The following is an 18319-nucleotide window of genomic DNA, read 5'->3' on the forward strand; positions in this document are numbered from 1 at the left end:
GCAGGGACGTCGCCGGACGGAACGCTCTTGGCGCTCCGCCCGGCGACGGGGCGGTCAAGCGGCGAGCTGGCTCAGCGCGTTGCGCAGGCGGACCATATGCGTCTCCAGGCGCGGACGCAGGTTCTGGCGCTCCTGTTCGGTGCGCGCGGCCAGGTGTTCGATCGCCATCTGCACCTTGCCGATTTCGATCATCAGATCGTGGCGCGGATAGACGGGCTGGAAGTCGAAGGTGGTGTTCATGACGGAACGCAGAGGATGGGGTTGGTGAAGCGGACTCTGCAATGGCCGTGCCAGAGCGTGACCGCCGTCACATTCGGCTCTGGGCCTGGCCGGCGGGCTGACGCTCTGCGTCAGCTGCCTTACAAAAAAAAGCCGGAATTAGTCACTTTTTATTCACGGCCGTACTGGGAATATCGCTTCCGCAGTCGCGACGGATCGCGACGGCGCTTGCGACTTTCCGGTTTCTGGCGCCCGGCAACACGGTCATCCTGGATTCCCCCTGTTCCTGAGACCGCCGGGCGCCAGATCTAAGCACGACCAAGCCCCGCCACTGGCGGGGCTTGGTTTTTTCAGGGTCCGGAAAAGGCGACGGCGCCGTGGGAATCCCCAGCGGCGCCGTCATGCTTCCTCTCCTGGTACGCGGTCGGGCCCCTGTCTGCCCAACCTCGGCGCGCGAATCGCGCGGCGTCTGCCCATGGAAAGTGCATGCGAAGTGAAGCAGCAATCGTGCCAAGCTCTTGATTATGTTCGGGCGCCGACTCCAAAGCGCTAACATACGCACGTTCCGTCTCTCGCACGCGCCAGGCGCCTTCTTTCGATGATCCATCCCACCCGCTACGACGTGATCGTGGTCGGCGGCGGCCATGCCGGCGCCGAAGCGGCGCTGGCCGCGGCCCGCTGCGGCGCGCGCACGCTGCTGCTGACCCACAACCTGGAAACCGTCGGCGCGATGAGCTGCAACCCGGCCATCGGCGGCATCGGCAAGGGCCATCTGGTCAAGGAGATCGACGCGCTCGGCGGCGCCATGGCGCATGCGGCCGACCGTGCCGGCATCCAGTGGCGCACGCTCAACGCCTCCAAGGGCCCGGCCGTACGCGCCACGCGCTGCCAGGCCGACCGCGCGCTGTACCGCGCGGCGATCCGGCGCATCGTCGAGGCGCAGACGAACCTCGATCTGTTCCAGCAGGCGGTCGACGACCTGCTCATCAAGGGCGACCGCATCGCCGGCGTCGTCACGCAGATGGGCGTGACCTTCCGTGCGGGCGCGGTGGTGCTCACCGCCGGGACCTTCCTCGCCGGCAAGATCCATATCGGCCCGGCGCAATACGCCGGCGGGCGCGCGGGTGATCCGCCCGCCAGCGCGCTGGCGATGCGCCTGCGCGAGCTGCCGTTGGCGGCCGACCGGCTCAAGACCGGCACGCCGCCGCGCATCGACCTGCGTAGCATCGACTTCGGCGGGCTGGAGGAACAGCCGGGCGACGATCCCGCGCCGGTGTTCTCCTACCTGGGATCGCGCGCGGAACATCCGCGCCAGGTCAGTTGCTGGATCACCCATACCTCCGAGCGCACGCACGAGATCATCCGCGGCGCGCTGGACCGCTCGCCGCTCTTCAGCGGGCAGATCGAGGGCACCGGCCCGCGCTACTGTCCTTCGATCGAGGACAAGGTCGTGCGCTTCGCCGACAAGGGTTCGCACCAGATCTTCATCGAGCCCGAAGGGCTGGACAGCTTCGAGATCTATCCCAACGGCATTTCCACCTCGCTGCCATTCGACGTGCAGCTGGAGGTGGTGCATTCGATCGCCGGCTTCGAGCGCGCGCACATCACGCGTCCGGGATACGCCATCGAATACGACTACTTCGACCCGCGCGGCCTGCGGCCATGGCTGGAGACCAAGGGTATCGGCGGGCTCTACTTCGCCGGCCAGATCAACGGCACCACCGGCTATGAGGAAGCCGCCGCGCAGGGCCTGGTCGCCGGGCTCAACGCCGCGCGCATGGCTCGCGGCGAGGCGCCCTGGTTCCCGCGGCGCGACGAGGCCTACATCGGCGTGCTGATCGACGATCTCACCAGCAACGGCACGCTGGAGCCCTACCGCATGTTCACCTCGCGCGCCGAGTACCGGCTGCACCTGCGCGAGGACAACGCCGACCTGCGACTGACCGAGCAGGGTTTCGCGCTCGGCGTGGTACCGCAGGCGCGTTTCGATGCCTTGCGCGCCAAGCGAGATGCGGTCGAGCGCGAGACGCAGCGGCTGGCCTCGCTGTGGGCGGCACCGACGAACGCGCTTGGGGCGACGATCGAGCGCCAACTCGGCTTTGCGGTCAGTCGCGAAACCAACGCACTGGACCTGCTGCGACGCCCCGAACTCGACTACGGCAAGCTCACCGCCGTCAGCGAGCTGGGCCCCGCGGTGGAACGCGAAGATGTCGCGGCGCAGGTCGAGGTGCAGGCGAAATACGCCGGTTACCTGGAGCGCCAGCGCGAGGAGATCGCGCGCCAGCGCCGCCACGAGCACACCGACATTCCTGCCGGTTTCGATTACGACAAGGTGCGCGGCCTTTCGTCCGAAGTGTTGCTCAAGCTCAAGCGCACGCAACCGGCCACGCTCGGCCAAGCCGCGCGAATCAGCGGCGTCACGCCCGCGGCGATCTCGCTGTTGCTGGTGCACCTGAAGCGCCGCAGCGCCTGACACCGAACTCCTGCAGGAGCGCACCGCGTGCGCGACCGCGATGTCCACGCTCTCGGCGGATTGGGGCCACGGCCGGGCACATAGTGCGCTCCTACAACGCGTCCGGTGCCGTGGCATCATCGGGCGCATTGAACTTTTTCGGAGCTAGCGGATGGAAATCTGGATCGGCCGCGACGGCCAGCGCCACGGTCCCTACAAGGAGGAGGACGTGCGCCAGTGGCTGCGCAGCGGCCAGCTCGCCGCCGAGGACCTGGGCTGGTACGAGGGCCTGGCCGACTGGCAACCGCTGTCGGTGCTGTTTCCCGACGCGCTGGCCGGCACGCCTCCGCCGCTGGGACCCACCGCCGTGGTGCCGCCGCCGACCACCACGGCGGCATTGGAGGACTACGCCGGTTTCTGGAAGCGGCTGGTCGCCTACATCATCGACGTGATCGTGCTCTACATCCCGCAGATGCTGATCATGAACGCGTTCGGCAACGAGGCGGCGCAGGCGAAGCTGGAGCAGGTCATGCTCTCGGCCGCCTCCGATCCCCACGTGATGCTGGCGGCCTACGGCCAGTACTACGAAACCATGCGCATGGGCATCGCGCTGACCGCCGTGCTGGTCTGGCTGTATTTCGCCATCTGCGAGAGCTCGGCCTGGCAGGCCACCGTGGGCAAGCTGGCGATGGGCATCCGCGTGACCGACCTGGACGGCGGGCGCATCGGCTTCTGGCGCGCGCTCGGCCGCTACGCGGCGAAGATCCTCAGCTGGATGATCGTGGGCGTGGGCTTCCTGATGATCGGCTGGACGCGGCGCAGGCAGGGCCTGCACGACATGCTCGCCAACACCCTGGTGCTCAACGGCCGCGCCGGCGCGTTCCACCATCCTGCCCCGCGCAACGACGGATCATTCCACGCCTGACCGTAGGGCGGACTTCGGCCCACCATCGCCATCCCGCATGGTGGGCAAACCCAGCCGACGAACCGCGCCACGGTTGTTATGATCGACGGCTCCCTGCACCACGAAGCCGTTGATCACATGCTCAGCATCGAACACCGCATTGCCCAGGACATCGCCGCCAAACCCGACCAGGTGCGCGCGGCGGTCGGCCTGCTCGACGAGGGCGCGACCGTGCCCTTCATCGCCCGCTACCGCAAGGAGGCCACCGGCGGCCTGGACGACACGCAGCTGCGCCTGCTCGAAGAGCGCCTGCGCTACCTGCGCGAGCTGGAGGAACGGCGCGGCGCGATCCTCGCCAGCATCGAGGAACAGGGCAAGCTTTCCGATGCGCTGAGGAACGACATCCTCGCCGCCGACACCAAGGCGCGGCTGGAAGACCTCTACCTGCCCTACAAGCCCAAGCGCCGCACCAAGGCACAGATCGCCCGCGAGGCGGGTCTGGAGCCGCTGGCGACCGGCCTGCGCGACGACCCCACGCTCGTCCCCGAGACCTTCGCCGAATCGTTCGTCGATGCCGACAAGGGCGTGCCCGACGTGCGCGCGGCGCTCGATGGCGCGCGCGCCATCCTGATGGAGTCCATCGCCGAGGACGCGCACCTGGTCGGCGAGCTGCGCGACTGGCTGTGGGAGAAGGGCCAGATCCGCGCCAAGGTAGTCGCGGGCAAGGAAAACGAAGGCGCCAAGTTCCGTGACTACTTCGACCACATCGAGCCGGTCGGCAAGATCCCGTCCCACCGCCTGCTGGCGCTGATGCGCGCGCGCAACGAAGGAGTGATCGAACTGGAGCTGCAGCCGGCGCTGGACGCCGAGCAAGGCCATCTGGAGGGCGAAGGCCGCGTCGCCGCGCATGCCGGCATCCATGACCGCGGCCGCGCCGCCGATGCCTGGCTGCGCGAAACCGTGCGCCTGACCTGGCGCGTGAAGCTGCACCTGCACCTGACACTGGACCTGTTCGGTCGCGTGCGCGAAGGCGCCGAGGACGAAGCGATCCGCGTGTTCGGCGAGAACCTCAAGGACCTGATGCTGGCCGCGCCGGCGGGCGCCAAGACGGTGATGGGCCTGGACCCGGGCATTCGCACCGGTTGCAAGGTGGCCGTGGTCGATGCCACCGGCAAGCTGCTGGCCACCGAGACGATCTATCCGCTGGAGCCCCGGCGGCAGTGGAACGAATCGTTGGTCGCGCTGGCGAAGCTGTGCACGCAGCACGGCGTGGACCTGATCGCGATCGGCAACGGCACCGCTTCGCGCGAGACCGACAAGCTGGCCGGCGAACTGATCAAGAAGCTGCCGGATGCCAAGCTGTCGAAGATCGTGGTCAGCGAGGCCGGCGCTTCGGTCTATTCGGCATCCGAAACGGCTGCGAAGGAATTCCCGAACCTCGATGTCAGCCTGCGCGGCGCCGTGTCCATCGCGCGCCGCCTGCAGGATCCGCTGGCCGAGCTGGTGAAGATCGAGCCCAAGGCGATCGGCGTGGGCCAGTACCAGCACGACGTCAACCAGGTGAAGCTCGCGCGCGCGCTCGATGCCAAGGTCGAGGATTGCGTCAACGCCGTCGGCGTGGACGTCAACACCGCTTCGGCCGCGCTGCTCTCGCGCGTGGCCGGGCTTTCGGCGAGCGTCGCCGAGAACGTGGTCAAGCACCGCGACGCCAACGGCCCGTTCGCCAACCGCAAGGCGCTGCTGAAGGTGCCGCGGCTGGGCGACAAGGCGTTCGAGCAGTGCGCCGGCTTCCTGCGCGTGCCCAGCGGCGACAACCCGCTCGACGCCAGCGCAGTGCATCCGGAAGCCTATCCGGTGGTCGAGCGGATCATCGCCCAGTGCGGCCGCGAGGTGCGCAACATCATCGGCGACACCGGCTTCCTGCGCGGACTGAAGCCTGAGCAGTTCACCGACGAAAAGTTTGGCGTGCCGACCGTGCGCGACATCCTGAAAGAGCTGGAGAAGCCGGGCCGCGACCCCCGTCCGGAGTTCGTCGCACCGAGCTTTGCCGAAGGCGTGGAGGACCTCAAGGACCTGCGTCCGGGCATGATCCTGGAAGGCCGCGTCACCAACGTCGCCGCGTTCGGCGCGTTCGTCGACATCGGCGTGCACCAGGACGGCCTGGTTCACGTGTCCGCGCTCTCGCACACCTTCGTCAAGGACCCGCGCGATGCGGTCAAGGCCGGCGACATCGTCAAGGTCAAGGTGATGGAGGTGGACCTTTCCCGCCAACGTATCGGCCTGTCGATGCGTCTGGACGATGAGCCGGGCCAGGCCCGCGGCGCCCGCCCCGGCGACGACAACCGTGGCGCCCGCCCGCAGCGGGCCGCGCCGCCGCCCAAGCCCGCTGCGCCGCCGGCCAACAACGCCTTCGCCGACGCGCTGTTGCGCGCACGCCAAGACAAACGCTGAGACGGCACAGATGCCCCGATGCGCGCCCGGAGTCCGTTCCGGGCGCGCGTGCGGCCATCGTCCGCGCTGGCTCAGGCCGGCTGGTAGACGACGGCCATCGCGCCGGAGCTGAAGGCTGTCACGCTGAGCAGCCGCAAATCGGCCGGGCTGCGTAGCCCGGCAAACAGCGGCTGGCCCTGGCCCAGTACCACCGGATGGATGGCCAGTCGGTATTCGTCGATGAGGCCGGAAGCGACGAGGCTGCGGGCGAACCGGGCGCCCCCGTGCGCCAGGATGTATTTGCCCGGTTGCTGCTTCAGCCGCTGGATTTCCTCCACCAGTTCGCCGCGTGCCACTGTCGGCCTGGTCCAGGAGTCCAGGACCGCCGCCGTGGGCGTGGCGCCATGCCGTTCCGCGTTGCGCGCCTTTGCTTCGGCGAAGGCGTGGCTCGTCCGATCGCCCCGCGTGCCGTCCTCGAGCCCTTGCCTTGAGAAAATGATCTTGGGGATGTCGTTCATCGGCCGCGCGAGCGGCATCTCCGAGTAGGGCCAGAACGCCGCCATGTCGTAATAGCTGCCACTGCCCATGATGTGCACGCCCGCTTCGCCGAGCGTATCGAGGACCCATCGGGTCGAATCGTCTCCGCCGGAAGTGCGGAACACCCAGTCGGCCTCGCCGTTCGGTCCGGCGACGAATCCGTCCAGCGAGACAGACATCTTCAGTACCAGTTTTCTCTTCGCTGCCGTCGGGGTCGCCATACTTCTTCCTTGCGTTGGGTTGGTTCGCAAAGACACAGGATGCCTGTGCCGCCCTTCTGCCCTCTATGTATCGCGACGAACGGCGCGATGACGTTTCGACACGGCGCGCTTCGTGCGCGGGAGATCGGACCGGCAACGGGGTCCACGCGCTGGTTTGCCGAGGGCCGCTACTCCCGCACTGCTCCGCCGGCGCACGCGATGCGCCGCAGCATGCGCTTCCGTATGGAGTGCATTACCGTAACGCTCAAATAACGAAGGCCATCCCGGCCCCTCAAGGAGCGTCACCGTCATGCCCCGTACCCGTCTTGCCGGCGCCATCCTCGCCGGTCTGCTGTTCAGCGCGGCCGCTGCGGCCACCGATTTCGACCAGGTCGTCGTGTTCGGCGACAGCCTGAGCGACAACGGCAACATCTCGCTGGCGACCGCGCCCGGCGTGCAGCCGCCGCTACGCTTCACCACCAATCCCGGCACCCTCGCCATCGAGAACGTGGCCAGCGCGCTGGGCCAGCCGATCGCGCCGTCGCTGACCGGGGGCTCGGACTACGCTTGGGGCGGCGCCGGCGTGCTCGTCAATTCGCCGGGCACGCCCGGCTCGGTACCCACGCTGACCAGCCAGGTGGGTGGCTACCTTGCCGCCGGCACGGTCGACGCCAACGCGCTGTACTCGATCTGGGGCGGCGCCAACGACATCTTCTATCACGCCACCGCCGCCGGCGCGGGGGCCACCGCCCAGCAGCTGATCGCGCAGACGATTTCGCAACAGGTCTCGCTGGCGATCGCCAACAACATCATTCCGAACGACCCGGCCGCGATCGCCGCCTTCACCGCGCAGATCACGCCGACCGTCACCGCCCAGGTGAACGCGGCGGTGCTCGCCGGCGCCGGGGTCAGCGCGTTCGAGAGCGCGGAACAGGCGCAGGCGGGCGTTGCCGCCGCGGCCCAGCAGGAGGTCAAGCTGATCGGCCAGCTGCAGGCGGCAGGCGCCAAGAACATCCTGGTGTTCAACCTGCCCAACATCGGCCTGACGCCCTCGGCGCTGGCGCAGGGCCCCGAGGCGGCGGCCTCGCTGGGCGGGCTTGGCATGATCTTCAACGGCCAGCTCAATGCCGGCCTGTCGCAGATGGGCGTGGGCATCGTCCCGGTCGATGTCTACAGCCTGTTCAACGAAATCATTGCCTCCCCGCAGCTCTACGGTTTCAGCAACGTCAACACGCCGGCCTGCGGCGCTGGCGCTTCCTCGGTGCAGTGCGGTCCCGCCGGGTCGGGCCTACCCTATACCTACCCCGATGGCGCCGACCAGAGCTACGTGTTCGCCGACGGCGTGCATCCGACTACCGCGGCGCATGCGGTGCTGGGGCAGTACGTGATGTCCATCCTCGAGGCACCCGGCCAGGTTTCGCTGCTGGGTGAGGCGCCGCTGGCGGCGACTGGCGCGCAGTACCGCGCCATCCGCAACCAGCTGCTGGCCGATGGCCAGGGCAGCGACACCCGCTTCTTCGCCAGCGTGGACTATGGTCGGCAGCGTTTCGACGCGACCGGCGGCTCGCCCCGCACCGACAGCGACAACGTGAACCTGACCCTCGGCACCGACGCGCGCGTGAACGATCACGTGTCCGTCGGCGTGGCGCTGTCGCTGGGCCAGAACAATGCCGATTTCAGCGATGGCGCAGGCGGCTACAAGATGCAGGACGTCTCCGGCCTCGGTTACGCGCTGTTCCACAGCGGCGGCGGTTACGTCGGGGGCTTCGCCAGCTTCGGCCAATCCAACTTCAAGGACATCAACCGCCGCATCCAGCTGGGCGCTGCCACCCGCAACGAGAGCGGCAAGGCGGATGGTTCCCATCTCGGTGCCGGCCTCGAGGGCGGCTGGTGGTTCGGCAGCGAGGGCCTGAAGACCGGCCCGTTCGCCCGCGCGGAGTGGCAGACGGCCAAGGTCAACGGTTACGCCGAGATGGGCAACGACAGTACCGCCATGTGGTTCGGGCGCCAGCAGCGCGACGCACTGCTCGAATCGCTCGGCTGGCGCCTGCAGGGCCAGTGGCAGGCCGGCGGCGCCACGCTGATGCCGTTCGTGGAAGTGTCCTGGAACCACGACGACAAGGCCGATGCGCGCGAGGTCCAGGCCGGCCTGGTCGGCATGCCCGGGACCTTCGCGCTCACTGGCTACGTGCCGGACAAGACCTGGTTGGGTGCCGACCTCGGCCTGTCCGCCCAGTTCAGCACGAATGTCACCGGCTGGTTCGGCTACCACGGCCGCTTCAGCGATGACACCCAGAAGGACGACAGCGTGAACCTGGGCGTCAAGATCGGCTTCTGACGCCGATCGCGCTCCCACGAAAAAGCCGCCCTCGGGCGGCTTTTTTTCTGACCGGACGTCCAGACGGCTGGACGTCCGTTGGTAGCGTGCGGGGAGCTTACTTGCCCTTGCCGCCCGTGGCCAGCTTGAGAATGTTTTCGGCCTGGCTCTTCAGGCTGGCGGCCTCGTCATCGCCGAGCGTGTCGGTCTTGCTGCCGGAGACGACCTGCTTGAGCACCAGGTTGCCGTCCTTGTCCCAGCCGGCGCGCTCGGTCGAGCTGGGCTTGGCATCCTGGCTGGCCTTCTTCTGCTGCACCACTACCCACGGCTTGCCGTCGCGGTAGGCATAGTCGGTGCTGGTGAAGCCTTTGTCGCCGTAATCGGCGCGGCCGCGGATGAACTGCACCTGCCCGTTCTGGCGGAACACCTGCCAGGCACGCGAGACGTCCTTCTCCAGCTTGGTGCCGTTGCTGATCTTCATGCCGCCGATCTGCTTCTGCACGGACTGGAAATCGGCCAGCTCCTTTTCGCCCGGGGTCTGCTCGGCGACCAGTTCGATCGTGACCTGATTGGGTGCACCCTTGGTCAGCACCGGCGCCTGCAGCGCCATCTTGTAGTGACGCTCGCCGTCGGTCAGGTCGGCCTTGACCACGTACAGGTCGGCCGGGTTGACGTCGGCCGGGTCGAAGGTGAGCTCGAACGACTGCGGGAACTGCACCGGCGCGATGGTCTTGGTGGCCAGCGGCGCGGCGCCAGCCTGATCGGTCGAGGACACGTCGACCAGGTTGACCGTCAGCTTGGCGTCGGGCGAGACGGCGGTGTCGCCGCGCACGTTGATCGTGCCGCTGACGGAGTTCGCCTTCGCCGCAGTGGTGGCGGCGTTGTCGCCGGTGCCCTGTTCGGGGGCGTTGGAGCCGTTGCAGCCCGCCAGTGCCAGCGCAGCTACCGACATCAGCGACCAGACCATCCTGCGCATGGGGAAACCTCTATTCAATTGAAAAGCATTTGCTTTGGGGAATGCACGCAAACCGTACGTCGTCTCGCGTACGTTTTGCGCGGGGGAAGTTCCAAGCATAGCGGAAAAAATCGCCCCCGGGCAAAAGTCAAGCCAGACTGATGGCAGCCCCTGCAACGTCCCTTTTCCCATTCACATGGCATAAACACGTGCAAGGCAGGGCCAAAGCTCGCGGTAAGCACGGCGCGCTACGATGGCGTTCAGCGGCTTCCGGTCGGCGGCTGCCAGTGATGCTTCCTGATGTCGGGAAAAGCCCATGAACCTCGCACCGCCCTCAACCCAATCCGAAAGCCCCGGCACGTTCGCCGACCGCATCAAGTTGCTGATCCAGCGCGTCGGCAGCGCCACCGAGATCGCCCGCATGTGCGGCTTCTCCGAAGGCGTGGTCCGCAGCTGGCGCGACGGCAACACCGACCCCTCGCGCGCACGCTGCGTGACCCTGGCACGTACCCTCGGGATTTCGCTGATCTGGCTGGTCGCCGGCGAGGGCGCGATCCTGACGGACGTGGATCAATCCGGCACCGACGAGCAAACCAGCAGTGACACCACCCAGCGGCCACGCGCACGCCTGGACGGCGCGGCTGGCCACGTCCTGGTCACCTCGAGCACCAGCGTGGACACGCAACGCCTCAACGCCGCGGTGCGCATCCTGCAATCGGAGCTGGAACTGGCCGGACAGCGACTTCCGCTGGCCGACCACACCGATCTTCTGGCCAAGCTTTACGAAGCCATGGGCCCGGGCGGCATCCGCGTGGATACCGACGCGATGCTGACGTTCAACCGACAGCTGGCCGAGCGGATCGGGCGCGCCGGCGCCTGATCCGGCCGATCATGGGTCGCGTCACGGCATTCGAGTTCGCGCGCGAAAGCCGGGAGGGCGCGTAGCTGTCTGCCACAGACAGGGACTTGCGCATCGAAGCCGACGGCCATCGGGTCCAGGCGCGGCTTTTTGATGGCCAGGGCGGGCGGAAAGATGCGTGCCCACCCCGATCCGACACTACAAGCGCGCGATATCGGCGACCGCCGCGAACTGCGCTTTCAGGCTGGCCAGCAAGGCCAGGCGATTGGCGCGCACGCGGACATCCTCGGCGTTGACCAGCACGCTGTCGAAGAATGCGTCCACCGGCGCCTGCAGCTGCGCCAGGCGCGTGAGCACGGCGGTGTAGTCGCCGGCGGCCCGCGGCGCGGCGGTATCGGCCAGGGCGGCGTCCAACGCGTTGGCCAGGTCGTGTTCGGCGGGCGATTCGAAACAGGCCGGATCGACCACACCGCCCGGCGCGACGCCGGTTTCTTCCTCGGCCTTGCGCAGGATGTTGGCCACGCGCTTGTTGGCGGCGGCCAGACTGGCCGCCTCGGAACGCCGGCCGAATTCCCCCACCGCACGCAGGCGGCGGTCGAAGTCCGGCAGCGTGGCCGGTCCCACCGCCAGCACTGCCTCGAACTGCTCGGGAGTGAAACCCAGCTCGGCGTAGTAGCCGCGCAGGCGATCGAACACGAACTCGGTGAGTTCGCCCAGCAACGCAGCGCGGCGCGCGCCGGCATCGAACGCCGCTGGCTTGCCGTCCTTGCCTGGCTTCAGACCGGCGGCCAGCGCCGTGTCCGACAGCAGGTCCAGCGCCTCGGCGAAGCTGGCGCGCAGATCCAGCTCCAAGCCAGCTTCGACCAGCGTACGCGCCAGGCCGAGCGCCGCACGGCGCAGCGCGAACGGATCCTTGTTGCCGCTGGGCTTCATGCCGACGGCGAAGATGCCGGCCAGCGTGTCCAGGCGCTCGGCCACCGCGAGTACCTGGCCGACGGCATCGGCGGCGATGGCGTCGCCGGCGAAACGCGGCTGGTAACAGCTGTCCAGCGCCTGCGCCACTGCTTCGCCTTCGTTCTGGCGCTGCGCGTAGTAGCGACCCATCACGCCCTGCAGTTCGGGGAACTCTCCGACCATGCGGGTCAGCAGGTCGCACTTGGCCAGCGAGGCGGCACGCGTGGTGGCGCCGGCGTCGACACCCACGCGGCTGGCGATCACGCGCGCGAGTTCGGCCACGCGCACGCTCTTGTCCCACAGGCTGCCCAGGGCCTGCTGGTAGGTGACGCTCTTCAGCGGCTCCTGATAGCTGGCCAGCGGCGTCTTGAGGTCCTCGTCCCAGAAGAACTTGGCGTCGGCAAAGCGCGGACGGATCACGCGCTCGTAGCCCTTGCGGATCTCGGCCGGATCCTTCGACTCGATGTTGGCCACGCCGATGAAGTGCTCGCTGAGCGAGCCGGTGGCGTCGAACACCGGCACGAACTTCTGGTTGGTCTCCATGGTGGTGACCAGCGCTTCGGGTGGCACGGCGAGAAACTCGCGCTCGAAGGCGCAGGCGATCGCCGCCGGCCATTCGGTAAGGTTGGCGATCTCGTTCAGCAGCGCATCGTCAAGCCGCGGTTCGCCGCCGGTCTGCCCGGCGGCACGCGCGACTTCCGCTTCGATGCGTTCGCGGCGTTCAAGCGGATCGGCGAGCACTTTTGCTGCGCGCAGCGCGTCGAGCCAGCCGTCGGCGTCGGTCACGTGGACGGGGTTGGGATGCATGAAGCGGTGGCCGCGCGACTTGCGGCCGCTCTTCAGGCCCAGCACCTCGCCGTCGATGATGTCAGCGCCATGCAACATCACCAGCCAGTGCGCCGGGCGCACGAAGGCGTAGTCGTGGTCGGCCCAGCGCATCGGGCGCGGGACCGGCAACCCCTTGAGCGCCTCCTCGACGATCTCCGGCAACAGCGCGGCCAGCGGCTGGCCGGGCTTGACCGCGCGGAACACGAACCACGCGCCCTTGTCGGTCTCGAGCCTTTCCAGCTGCGCCACCTCGACGCCGCAAGACTGCGCGAAGCCGATCAAGGCCTTGGAGGGCTGTCCCTGCGCGTCCAGCCCAGCCGTGAGCGCCGGACCGCGGCGTTCGACATGCTGCTCCGGCTGCGTGGCCGCCACCGCCGGCACGTACACGGCCAGCCGGCGCGGCGTGCAATAGGCCCGCGCCTCGTCCAGCGCGCCTTCGATGCCGCGCTTGCCCAGGCCCTGGACGATCCCGTCCAGGAACGCCTGCGAAAGTTCGTCGAGCGCCTTGGGCGGCAGCTCCTCGGTACCCAGTTCAACCAGCAGCGATTTGGCGGCGCTCATGCGGCCTGCTCCTTCGAAACGTTCTTCAGGCCGGGAAAACCGAGCTTCTCGCGCTGCGCCACATAGGCTTCGGCAACGGCGCGCGAGAGTGTGCGCACGCGCAGGATGTAGCGCTGGCGCTCGGTCACGCTGATCGCGCGGCGGGCGTCGAGCAGGTTGAAGGTATGGCTGGCCTTCATCACCTGCTCGTAGGCCGGCAGCGGCAGTCCGGCGCCGATCAGCTGGTTGGCGGTGGCCTCGCAGACGTCGAACCAGCGCAGGAGTTCGGCCACGTTGGCATGCTCGAAGTTGTAGGTGCTCTGTTCCACTTCGTTCTGGTGGAACACATCGCCGTAGGTGACGACGCCACGCGGACCGTCGGTCCAGATCAGGTCGTAGACGTTGTCCACATTCTGCAGGTACATCGCCAGGCGCTCGAGGCCGTAGGTGATCTCGCCGGTCACCGGGCGGCATTCCAGTCCGCCAGCTTGCTGGAAGTAGGTGAACTGGGTCACTTCCATGCCGTTGAGCCAGACCTCCCAGCCCAGGCCCCAGGCGCCGAGCGTGGGCGATTCCCAGTTGTCCTCGACGAAACGCAGGTCGTGCACCAATGGATCGAGCCCGAGCTCTTTCAGCGAGCCGATGTACAGCTCCAGGATGTTCTCCGGGTTGGGCTTCATCACCACCTGGTACTGGTAGTAGTGCTGCAGGCGGTTGGGATTCTCGCCGTAGCGGCCATCGGTAGGGCGGCGCGAAGGCTGCACATAGGCGGCGGCCCAGGGCTCGGGCCCAAGCGCGCGCAGGAAAGTGGCGGGGTGGAAGGTACCTGCGCCGACCTCGGTGTCCAGCGGCTGCAGGAGCACGCAGCCCTGCGCGGCCCAGTAGCGGTTGAGGGTCTGGATCACGTCCTGGAAAGTGCGCGCTGGCATGGCGATTGGCCCAACTACAAAGCGCGTTAGTATAGCCAAAGCCCGCGCAGGCACTGGTCCGGCGGCGCTCGAACGCACCCGGGGAGGCCCGTCTTCGATGGCCGCATCACCGCAAATCGCATCCCTGCTCGGTCGTCGTGGCCGGCTGGGGCTGGACGACGTGCTGGCCGCGCTGGTGGTCGACGGCTACGTCGCCGCCGATGACGCCAAGAACGTGCGCATGGGCGTGCGTGCGGGACGCAGCACGGTCGAGCTGCACCCGCTGGTGCTGATCGCCAATGCCAAGCTGGCGAACCTGCGCGAACCGGGCCGTCCGCTGAGCCTGGAGGCGTTGACCGAATGGCTCGCCGGCCAAGCGGCGCTGCCCTACCTCAAGATCGACCCGATGAAGATCAACGTGGCGGCGGTGACCCAGGTGGTCAGCCATGCCTATGCCACGCGCCATCGCATCCTGCCGGTCGCCGCCACGCCGGCCGAGGTGACCTTCGCCAGTTGCGAGCCGTTCGACGCAGCCTGGGCGGGCGACCTGGCGCAGATGCTGCGCCGGGACGTGCGCCGGGTCGTGGCCAGCCCGCTCGACATCAACCGGTACCTGGCCGAGTTCTACGGGGTGCAGCGCTCGATCCAGATGGCGCAGGACGCCAAGGGCCTCGGCTACGACAGTTCGGCTGCGATCCTCAATTTCGAGCAGTTGGTGGAGCTGGGCAAGACCGGCGAGGTCGGCGCGGACGATCGCCACGTCGTGCACATCGTCGACTGGTTGCTGCAGTACGCCTTCGAACAGCGCGCCTCGGACATCCACCTGGAGCCGCGGCGCGACGCCGGGCAGATGCGCTTCCGCATCGATGGCGTGATGCACAAGGTGTTCGAGCTGCCGCCACCGGTCATGACCGCAGTGACCGCGCGCATAAAGATCCTGGCGCGCATGGACGTGGCCGAGAAGCGCCGTCCCCAGGACGGACGCATCAAGACGCGCTCGTCCGCCGGGCGCGAGGTCGAACTGCGCATCTCGACCATGCCCACCGCCTTCGGCGAGAAGGTGGTGATGCGTATCTTCGATCCGGACATCGTGGCCAAGGATTTCTCGCAGCTGGGTTTCTCGCCCGAGGAAGGCGAAATCTGGCGCTCGATGGTCGAACGCCCCCATGGCATCGTGCTGGTGACCGGCCCGACCGGTTCGGGCAAGACCACGACGCTGTATTCGACGCTCAAGCACCTGGCGCGACCGGAGCTCAACGTCTGCACGGTGGAAGACCCGATCGAAATGGTCAGCCCCGAGCTCAACCAGATGCAGGTGCAGGCCTCGATCGACCTGGACTTCGCCGCCGGCGTGCGCACGCTGCTGCGCCAGGACCCGGACATCATCATGATCGGCGAGATCCGTGACCTGGAGACCGCGCAGATGGCGGTGCAGGCGTCCCTGACCGGCCACCTGGTGCTGTCCACCCTGCACACCAACGACGCACCGAGCGCGGTGACCCGCCTACTCGACCTGGGCGTGCCGCATTACCTCATCCAGTCGACGTTGACCGGCGTGGTCGCCCAGCGCCTGGTGCGCACGCTATGCCCCCACTGCAAGCGCGAGGCACCACAGGATCCGCACACCTGGACCGCGCTTACGCACGGCTGGTCGCTGCCGACGCCGCAGAGGGTTTTCGAACCGGTCGGCTGCCTGGAGTGTCGCAACACCGGCTTCATGGGCCGCACCGGCGTCTACGAGATGCTGCGCGTCAGCTCGCGCATGCGCGGCCTGATTTCGGCCCAGCTCGACCTGGCCAGGCTCGGCGAGGCGGCGCTCGCCGAAGGCATGCAGCCGCTGCGTATTTCGGCCGCGGCGCAGGTGGCCAAGGGCTTGACCACGGTGCAGGAAGTGCTCACCGTATTGCCACCGATCGAACACGAAAGCCAGGCCTAGGCTATAGCCATCCAGACGTCCGCATGAAACCCATCCTGATCATCCGTACCGGCCGTGCGCCCGATGCCATCCGTGCGCGCCACGGCGACTTTCCGCATTGGTTCCGCCTCTGCGCGGCACTATCGCCGGTCCGCCTTCAGGTGGTCGACGTCGCTGCGGGGGAGAGCCTGCCCCCGGCGAGCGACGTCGCTGGCGCGCTGATCACCGGTTCTGCCGCGATGGTTACCGAACGTGCCGCCTGGAGTGAACGTACCGCTGGCTGGATCCGAAACGCCATGGATGCGCACCTGCCGCTGTTCGGCGTCTGCTATGGCCACCAGCTGATGGCGCATGCGCTGGGCGGTCGCGTGGACTATCTCCCCGGCGGGCGGGAAATCGGTACTCTACCGATTGAGCTCACCGCGGCTGCCGGCCAGGACCCGCTTACCGCCCGGCTCCCCGGCAGTTTCCGCGCCCACACCACGCACGAACAAAGCGTGCTGGAGCCGCCACCCGGCGCCACGGTGCTGGCGCGCTCGGCGCGTGATCCGCATCATCTGCTCCGCTATGCGCCCCATGCGGTGAGTGTGCAGTTCCACCCGGAGTTCAACGCGGACGTGATGCGCGCCTACATCCATCGCAAGCGCGAAGCGATGCGGAACGAAGGCAGCGATCCGCACCGGATCTGGCGGGAAGTGGCCGCCACGCCAATCGCACGCCGGGTCATGCGCGGCTTTGGCCTTCGTCATGGGCTCAGCGCGGCCTAGCCGCACCCCTCAAGCGGAAGGCGGCGCAGGCAAGCGAGCTTGCGTCCGGCTTGCAAACGCCGCATCCGGTTTGACAGTGGCGCTCACCTGGGTTTTGTCGGCATCGGGAAAGGCGTCACCTTCTGGCCATCGCTGGCATCGCGGATGACCAGCGTGCCCTTTCGTTCGACTTCCTCGATGCGAACGATCGACTGCATCGGCAGGTGAAGTACCTGCGTATCGGCGAATTCATCGCGCAGGCGTTCCTCGGTGGGGTCCACCAGCAAGCCCGACCCGACCGGCTCGAACACCAGCTCGCCGACTTCGGTGAAGCCCCACAGCGCACTGGTGCCCACGTGCCGCGCGTACAGCTCGTAGCACTTGCCCAGGTGCAGGAAAGTGATCTTGTAGAGTTTCTTGGTACGCATGGCGCGCAGTCTAGCCGCGCAGGCGGCGCGCAATAGCTTCGCGCGAGAACAGCGCAAACAACATGCCGAACAGGAATCCGGCGATGTGTGTCCACCACACGACCGCTCCGTAGCTCGGCCCGGCGTAGCTGAAGAGCAGCTGCAGCAAAACCCAGATGCCGATCAAAAGGTAGGCTGGCACGCGCACGAATTCGAGGAACAGCCCCAGCGGCAAGACCAGTCCCAGCCGCGCCCGCGGGAACAACGCTGCATACGCACCAAGTACCGCCGATACCGCACCGCTGCAGCCGATGATCGGCAACCGCACTCCGGCAAGTGTCAGCGCGCCCACCAGATTGGCGACAATCCCGCCCGCAACGAACAGCGAAAGAAACCGGACCGAGCCCAGCGTGCGCTCCGCCGGCAAGCCAAAGATCACCAGGAAGAGCAGGTTGCTCAACAGGTGGATCCAGGCCACGTGGATGAACAGCGCGGTGAACAACCGGAGTAGGGCCGGGTCACCCATCTGGCGCCACAGCGCTTCGCGCGTGTCGAAAATATTGGCCGGGATCGTTCCCCACTCCAGCAGGAACGAGATCCGCTTCGGTGGCGCCATCAATGCCAGCGCCACGAAGCTGGCTACGCACACGAGTACCAGCAGCAGCGTCGCCCACTGCATCGTGGAACGTCGCCGTGTCTCCACATGAACGAACAAGGCTGCGTCTCCCTCGGCGCCGCGTCGTGGTCCTTTGCATCATAGAGGCATGGGCCGGCCGGATGACAAAGCGCTCCACAAGCAGCGGTTGCTCGAACCGGAGAGTACAGAGCCGGGTTCGGAGGCGCGCCTTTGCGCCTCCACTCCGCTGGAGCCTGTTGAAAACGGAAAAAGATGCAACAACTAGCCAGCAGGCATGGCAGGAGCAGTCGCTCGGGGGCCCGTACGAGCGCACCTGAGCGCGCCCGGCATGTCGATGGACGGCGACGCGTCAGAAGGCGTGGAAAGTCTACGCGGTAAAACCGGACGCGATGCACCGACCAAGCGGTGTCCCGGTCCGGCCCTGCGGTTTTGGTGTTCGGGTTGCCCGGGTGGGCGCCGTGCCGCGACCGCAGATCGCCGGCCGTACGCAGGGCGCCGCTACGGGCATGGA

At 67.6% G+C, this 18319-nt stretch carries 14 protein-coding genes; 7 read left to right on the plus strand and 7 right to left on the minus strand.

Annotation, left to right across the window (positions count from 1 at the left end; translation table 11 throughout):
• Positions 1–54 precede the first annotated feature (54 nt).
• Positions 55–240 carry a hypothetical protein gene (locus ACFWZ4_RS12055; protein WP_439704916.1) on the minus strand — a complete coding sequence of 62 codons (186 nt, stop codon included), beginning with the start codon at positions 238–240 and terminating at the stop codon, positions 55–57.
• A gap of 577 nt (positions 241–817) precedes the next feature.
• Between ACFWZ4_RS12055 and mnmG the strand changes: the two genes are divergently transcribed.
• The 3 genes from mnmG (at position 818) to ACFWZ4_RS12070 (ending at position 6026) form a co-directional block, all read left to right on the plus strand.
• Entirely contained in the window at positions 818–2692 is a 1875-nt protein-coding gene (gene mnmG, locus ACFWZ4_RS12060; protein WP_439704917.1) for a tRNA uridine-5-carboxymethylaminomethyl(34) synthesis enzyme MnmG, read from the plus strand.
• Between the two features lie 151 nt (positions 2693–2843).
• Positions 2844–3596, plus strand: coding sequence for an RDD family protein (locus ACFWZ4_RS12065; RefSeq protein WP_439704918.1), 753 nt, complete (start codon positions 2844–2846; stop codon positions 3594–3596).
• A 117-nt stretch (positions 3597–3713) separates the two neighbouring features.
• Entirely contained in the window at positions 3714–6026 is a 2313-nt protein-coding gene (locus tag ACFWZ4_RS12070; RefSeq protein ID WP_439704919.1) for a Tex family protein, read from the plus strand.
• Positions 6027–6097: 71 nt separating this feature from the next.
• Here the strand turns inward: ACFWZ4_RS12070 and ACFWZ4_RS12075 are convergent, their stop codons facing one another.
• Complete coding sequence (locus ACFWZ4_RS12075) at positions 6098–6763, minus strand: dihydrofolate reductase family protein (RefSeq protein WP_439704920.1); 666 nt, start codon at positions 6761–6763, stop codon at positions 6098–6100.
• Positions 6764–7052: 289 nt separating this feature from the next.
• Here ACFWZ4_RS12075 and ACFWZ4_RS12080 point away from each other — a divergent pair, with 289 nt between their 5' ends.
• Complete coding sequence (locus ACFWZ4_RS12080) at positions 7053–9080, plus strand: autotransporter outer membrane beta-barrel domain-containing protein (protein WP_439704921.1); 2028 nt, start codon at positions 7053–7055, stop codon at positions 9078–9080.
• Positions 9081–9177: 97 nt separating this feature from the next.
• Here ACFWZ4_RS12080 and ACFWZ4_RS12085 read toward each other — a convergent pair whose 3' ends face one another.
• Positions 9178–10035, minus strand: a complete 858-nt coding sequence (locus ACFWZ4_RS12085; protein WP_439704922.1) for a DUF1481 domain-containing protein — start codon at positions 10033–10035, stop codon at positions 9178–9180.
• 295 nt (positions 10036–10330) lie between these two features.
• Between ACFWZ4_RS12085 and ACFWZ4_RS12090 the strand changes: the two genes are divergently transcribed.
• Entirely contained in the window at positions 10331–10894 is a 564-nt protein-coding gene (locus tag ACFWZ4_RS12090; RefSeq protein WP_439704923.1) for a helix-turn-helix domain-containing protein, read from the plus strand.
• A 177-nt stretch (positions 10895–11071) separates the two neighbouring features.
• Here ACFWZ4_RS12090 and glyS read toward each other — a convergent pair whose 3' ends face one another.
• Positions 11072–13216: a glycine--tRNA ligase subunit beta gene (glyS, locus tag ACFWZ4_RS12095; protein ID WP_439704924.1), complete on the minus strand. Its 2145-nt coding sequence runs from the start codon at positions 13214–13216 to the stop codon at positions 11072–11074.
• A complete protein-coding gene (glyQ, locus tag ACFWZ4_RS12100; protein WP_439704925.1) occupies positions 13213–14124 on the minus strand; it encodes a glycine--tRNA ligase subunit alpha in 912 nt (303 codons plus the stop codon). Before glyQ ends, glyS begins: the two co-directional genes overlap by 4 nt.
• 97 nt (positions 14125–14221) lie before the next feature.
• Between glyQ and ACFWZ4_RS12105 the strand changes: the two genes are divergently transcribed.
• Together ACFWZ4_RS12105 and ACFWZ4_RS12110 are read left to right on the plus strand one after the other, a co-directional pair.
• Positions 14222–16039 (plus strand): GspE/PulE family protein, encoded by a 1818-nt coding sequence (locus ACFWZ4_RS12105; protein WP_439704926.1) that lies wholly within the window; start codon positions 14222–14224, stop codon positions 16037–16039.
• Positions 16040–16062: 23 nt separating this feature from the next.
• Positions 16063–16785 carry a glutamine amidotransferase gene (locus tag ACFWZ4_RS12110; protein ID WP_439704927.1) on the plus strand — a complete coding sequence of 241 codons (723 nt, stop codon included), beginning with the start codon at positions 16063–16065 and terminating at the stop codon, positions 16783–16785.
• Between the two features lie 83 nt (positions 16786–16868).
• Here ACFWZ4_RS12110 and ACFWZ4_RS12115 read toward each other — a convergent pair whose 3' ends face one another.
• Together ACFWZ4_RS12115 and ACFWZ4_RS12120 are read right to left on the minus strand one after the other, a co-directional pair.
• Positions 16869–17192, minus strand: a complete 324-nt coding sequence (locus ACFWZ4_RS12115) for a DUF1820 family protein (protein ID WP_439704928.1) — start codon at positions 17190–17192, stop codon at positions 16869–16871.
• Between the two features lie 10 nt (positions 17193–17202).
• Positions 17203–17886 (minus strand): rhomboid family intramembrane serine protease, encoded by a 684-nt coding sequence (locus tag ACFWZ4_RS12120; protein WP_439704929.1) that lies wholly within the window; start codon positions 17884–17886, stop codon positions 17203–17205.
• Positions 17887–18319: the final 433 nt, after the last annotated feature.

It is taken from the genome of Frateuria sp. GZRe12, from assembly GCF_051900535.1.
Lineage (GTDB): Bacteria > Pseudomonadota > Gammaproteobacteria > Xanthomonadales > Rhodanobacteraceae > Frateuria_A.

Coding starts and splice junctions, on each gene's coding strand:
- ACFWZ4_RS12055 (WP_439704916.1), bottom strand. CDS start 240: ATGAACACCACCTTCGACTTCCAGCCCGTCTATCCGCGCCACGATCTG.
- mnmG (WP_439704917.1), top strand. CDS start 818: ATGATCCATCCCACCCGCTACGACGTGATCGTGGTCGGCGGCGGCCAT.
- ACFWZ4_RS12065 (WP_439704918.1), top strand. CDS start 2,844: ATGGAAATCTGGATCGGCCGCGACGGCCAGCGCCACGGTCCCTACAAG.
- ACFWZ4_RS12070 (WP_439704919.1), top strand. CDS start 3,714: ATGCTCAGCATCGAACACCGCATTGCCCAGGACATCGCCGCCAAACCC.
- ACFWZ4_RS12075 (WP_439704920.1), bottom strand. CDS start 6,763: ATGGCGACCCCGACGGCAGCGAAGAGAAAACTGGTACTGAAGATGTCT.
- ACFWZ4_RS12080 (WP_439704921.1), top strand. CDS start 7,053: ATGCCCCGTACCCGTCTTGCCGGCGCCATCCTCGCCGGTCTGCTGTTC.
- ACFWZ4_RS12085 (WP_439704922.1), bottom strand. CDS start 10,035: ATGCGCAGGATGGTCTGGTCGCTGATGTCGGTAGCTGCGCTGGCACTG.
- ACFWZ4_RS12090 (WP_439704923.1), top strand. CDS start 10,331: ATGAACCTCGCACCGCCCTCAACCCAATCCGAAAGCCCCGGCACGTTC.
- glyS (WP_439704924.1), bottom strand. CDS start 13,216: ATGAGCGCCGCCAAATCGCTGCTGGTTGAACTGGGTACCGAGGAGCTG.
- glyQ (WP_439704925.1), bottom strand. CDS start 14,124: ATGCCAGCGCGCACTTTCCAGGACGTGATCCAGACCCTCAACCGCTAC.
- ACFWZ4_RS12105 (WP_439704926.1), top strand. CDS start 14,222: ATGGCCGCATCACCGCAAATCGCATCCCTGCTCGGTCGTCGTGGCCGG.
- ACFWZ4_RS12110 (WP_439704927.1), top strand. CDS start 16,063: ATGAAACCCATCCTGATCATCCGTACCGGCCGTGCGCCCGATGCCATC.
- ACFWZ4_RS12115 (WP_439704928.1), bottom strand. CDS start 17,192: ATGCGTACCAAGAAACTCTACAAGATCACTTTCCTGCACCTGGGCAAG.